Raw genomic sequence first — 4,147 nt, forward strand, 5'->3', positions numbered from 1 at the left:
GCTAATGTCTAATCCAAAAATTTCACTATATTTATTCATAAGAATTGAATTTTGGAAAGAACGAGCTACTGATGTTTCAACAACTTGAAATCGAGATCTAAAGTCTCACAGAACTGAACGAAATATTAGTAGAAAAAGAGAGAGGATTATCAATGTTGTCGAAGTCTAATGCTTCACCGTGTATACTAATCTTATTTCTCTCTTTTGTTCTTTCTGATTTATATATCTTAATTTAATGTTTTATTTAAAATGTAAACTTAAGACGTGTATAAAAAATTGCTAGATTAGTGCTTAAATAAAGTCAGTTGCACTTTTGTTACTTCTGATTTTCCTACGGAAAATCCTCGCTCACAAAAACGCAACTTTCCATACACAAGACCGTTACATAAAATACCTCCGAAAATCGCAACTCCTATCAAAACCGAATTTCTAAAAAATTAAATTTAGCGGAATGTTTATCACTCAATCTCTGAATAGTTGCTTACTCGAACTCTGAATTTTATCCTAAATTGGATTCTCACTCTTGCGGAATTTCTTACTCTAACGGATTTTAGAGCTAGTTTGCGGAATTATTAAATCAAAGGTAAATATTGATCACTCAAACTCGGAATAAACCACTCTTGCTTCAAAGATCTAAGCACACGTGATTACTCAAATGTGTCGGTAAATTATGTAACAACGCATAAAAAAAATTGCTATATTTAGAACTAGTTTTAAAAGTCGTTGCACTTTTGCTACTTCTGATTTTCCTACGGAAAATCCTCGCACGCAAAAACGCAACTCTTTTTATACAAGACCGTTGGCACAAATGCTGAACAATGGAACTAAAAGAAACAGATATAGAAGACATTGAAGATTTAATTTTAAAAATTGAGAATACATTTCAAATTCAATTCGAGCAAAATGAATTTGAAAATGTAAGAACTTACGGAGATTTGTGTGATAAAATCACAAAGAAAATTGAATTGCAAAGTGTTGATGATTGTACATCTCAGCAAGCTTTTTACAGATTACGAAACGCAATAAATAAGTTTACGGAGTCTGAAAAAAATGAAGTTATTCCGAAAACCAAATTAATTGATCTTTTCCCCAAAAAAAACAGAATTAGCAAAATTAGAGAAATCGAAAAAGAGTTAGGTTTTGAATTATCGATATTAAGTCCAACCAAGTTTGTTAACGGAATTATTTCTCTACTAATGTTAGTTTCATTTATCGGAATTTTCTTTTCTTGGAAACTTGGTTTTCTCGGAATTGGAATATCAACTTTTGGGTTTTGGATTGCTCAAAAAAGTGGAAATACTTTTACAATAAAAACAGTTGGAAATTTAACTGATAAAATAGTAAGAGATAATTATTTAAAATCCCGAAGGAATTCAAAAACAGTAAATAGAAAGGAAATTGAAAATGTTATTTCGGATTTATTTTCAGACTATCTCTATTTAGATAAGTCGAAATTAACGAGAGAAGCCGAACTTTATTAAGAAAAGCACGTTGAGCCAACATCGCATAAAAATAATGCGTAGATTAGTGCTTAAACAATGAACAGTGCATTTTTGTTACTTCTGATTTTCCTACGGAAAATCCTCGCACACAAAACCGCACTATTCTTATACGTAACCGTTACCTGCAAGCTGAAAATCAGAACTCAAAATGAAATCAAGAACTGAAATTGAACAGTATTATTTAAGTGGAAAAAGATTCTTCAGGAATATTGATTTTGATTTTGGAGAGAGTTTTGAAAACTCGAGTTTTGAAAACGCAATATTTGAATACTGTTATTTTGGAGTTGAATTCAATAATTCAAATTTTAAAAACGCCAAATTTATTGAGTGCAATATGAAATCAACGAATTTCACTAATTGTGACTTTTCGAATGCCGAAATTAGAGAAAGTTTAATGGAAGCGATTGATTTTAAAGGCTCTAAAATTCCGAATCTAATATTTGAGAATAATACAAGTTACGGTGCAAAAGTCAAATTGAACTCTGAAACTTTGGAAATTGAATATAATATCCACCAACTGAATTCTGAACTATATAAATATATACCTGAATTTGAAAAAATTACTGACCATTCAAATGATGAGAATTTATATTCTGTCTTTGGAGATTTAAGTATTGTTCTTGTAAAAGAAATTATTAAAAACGAAAATTTGTCTGATTTAATTACAAATTCTTTTAGATTTTTTAATTATTTAAGTGATAAAAACGATAAAGAAATTGATAATTTATTAGTCGTGGGTATTTACGAAGGATTATATCATTCTGAAAAATGTAATGACATTGCGAGAAAATTATTAAATGAAAAAGCAAAAGAAACTTATGAATTTAATTTAGAAAACGGAATAATGAATAAAGCCAGCAGGTAACATCGCATAAAAATAATGCGTAGATTAGTACTTAAACAAAGAACAGTGCACTTTTGCTACTTCTGATTTTCCTACGGAAAATCCTCGCACACAAAATCGCACTATTCTTATACGTAACCGTTACCACACATTTGAGAATGACGCAAAAACAACGTAAAATATTCTATCCTATAATTTTCTTTCTTGGAGCAATTTTAATTATATGGGAAATTAATATTTACAGAGAAACCATTATCAATTTAATGATTCCAATCGGAATTATAATGGTTGTTGGAGTAATTGCGTTTATTCTCGATTTTAAGAATTATAAGAGCACTTATGAATATAGCGGAATTGGACTTTACCTCTATTCCGCAATGCATTATGTCGTCGGATTTGGATTTATTGCTTGCTCAATCTTCATGTTATCGAATTATTATTTCGCTGACCAAAATACAAGAACTGAATCTTTTGAGATTATTCGGACTTCATCGTTGGCTTCTGGAGGCAAATATAGAATTGATGTTGAAACACCAACGTTTAGAATTAATTATAATGGGAAAGTAAAGGAATTAGTCTTTTCATCTGAATTTTATGAAAAAAGGAAATTCTACAATAATGTGGAATTGGAAATTCGACAAGGACTTTTTGGATTTGACATTTTAGAAAACAAAAAACTGAATTGAAAACAACGGAATTTTTAAAAATAAAGACAAATTATATCGGAATTGGAATTAGGTCAATTCTTTTTTTCGGAATTCTGTTACTTTTGATTTTGATTGAGATACTTGCTTTTTTCCTAATATTTGGTTCGGGAGCTGGTGCAAGTCGAATTTCAGAACTATGGTACGTTGATTTAATTTTTAATTATTTACCGATTTTACTCGTTGGTGGATTTTTGATTTATAGAATAGTAAAAGAGTATCTTAAAAAAGAATATGTAAAATTCAAAACGAATTTAATTACACTATTGATTTTGATTTTTCTATTCTCAATCAGGAATCAACTCGAACGACTGATTTTCTGAATGGAAAAATAAAAACGTGTGGTAACAAAGAACTGAGGTAAAAAACAACTCTTTTCTTCGTTAATTTTAGACATTATTAGTTTTGGCTCAAAATAATTTTATTGTTTTGAGCCTTTTATATTTTATGTAATTCTTTACTATTTAGGCAATACTGAAACGTGATTTTCACAATATGGCAATCCTGATTTAGCAATAGCAAACGCTTGCTTTAATAACTTATTTGCAACTGCTATTAACGCAAGTTTTTTACTCTTTCCTTTGGCCACCAATCGTTCATAAATCTCTCTACAAGCCTTATTGTACTTACATGCCGAAAATGCACATAAAAACAGCAGATTTCTTAGCTTCTTATTCCCTACTTTACTTATTCTACTTCGTCCGCGAACACTGCTTCCTGATTTTCGTATAGTTGGTGTAATACCGACATAACTACACAGTTGTGATGCCGTTTCAAATTTTTTAAATCCATCAGTTACTACTATTAAAAACAAAGCTGTTTTCACACCCATTCCTGGGATGCTTTTTAATAATGTCAGTTGATGTTGCTGCTCTTGTTTAACTAAATCTAATAGACGCTCTTCTATCGCGGTAATCTCCTTTTGCAAATGCTTAACGTTTCGCTTTAAAGAACGATACACAAACTTGGAAGGTATTCCTAAGGTTTCTTCACCATGAAGTTTATTCTTCGATGCCGTTCGGTATTTTATGTAACTATCCAGCAATCTAAAGAGTTGCAAGCACTCACTCTGAACTTCATTTAAAGCTGTGTAAAGA

Annotated in this window: 4 protein-coding genes; 3 read left to right on the forward strand and 1 reads right to left on the reverse strand. The window is 30.4% G+C overall.

The features are described 5' to 3' along the window. Nucleotides 1-818: 818 nt before the first annotated feature. The 3 genes from AMD28_RS04625 (at nucleotide 819) to AMD28_RS04635 (ending at nucleotide 3,032) form a co-directional block, all read left to right on the forward strand. Nucleotides 819-1,481 carry a hypothetical protein gene (locus AMD28_RS04625; RefSeq protein ID WP_083478237.1) on the forward strand — a complete coding sequence of 221 codons (663 nt, stop codon included), beginning with the start codon at nucleotides 819-821 and terminating at the stop codon, nucleotides 1,479-1,481. A 169-nt stretch (nucleotides 1,482-1,650) separates the two neighbouring features. Beyond that, on the forward strand, nucleotides 1,651-2,367 hold the full coding sequence (locus tag AMD28_RS04630; RefSeq protein WP_055443003.1) for a DUF7674 family protein: 717 nt from the start codon (nucleotides 1,651-1,653) through the stop codon (nucleotides 2,365-2,367). Nucleotides 2,368-2,504: 137 nt separating this feature from the next. Then, nucleotides 2,505-3,032, forward strand: a complete 528-nt coding sequence (locus AMD28_RS04635) for a hypothetical protein (RefSeq protein WP_055443004.1) — start codon at nucleotides 2,505-2,507, stop codon at nucleotides 3,030-3,032. 478 nt (nucleotides 3,033-3,510) lie between these two features. Here the strand turns inward: AMD28_RS04635 and AMD28_RS04645 are convergent. Continuing rightward, nucleotides 3,511-4,147, reverse strand: a 637-nt coding sequence (locus tag AMD28_RS04645) for an IS110 family transposase (protein WP_055442131.1), incomplete at its 5' end; no start/stop codon positions are given.

The organism is Lacinutrix himadriensis (assembly GCF_001418105.1).
Taxonomy (GTDB): Bacteria; Bacteroidota; Bacteroidia; order Flavobacteriales; family Flavobacteriaceae; genus Oceanihabitans; species Oceanihabitans himadriense.

What these genes read in the sequence shown, in the direction of transcription:
- AMD28_RS04630 (WP_055443003.1), top strand. Translation starts at nt 1,651, where the DNA reads ATGAAATCAAGAACTGAAATTGAACAGTATTATTTAAGTGGAAAAAGA.
- AMD28_RS04635 (WP_055443004.1), top strand. Translation starts at nt 2,505, where the DNA reads ATGACGCAAAAACAACGTAAAATATTCTATCCTATAATTTTCTTTCTT.
- AMD28_RS04625 (WP_083478237.1), top strand. Translation starts at nt 819, where the DNA reads ATGGAACTAAAAGAAACAGATATAGAAGACATTGAAGATTTAATTTTA.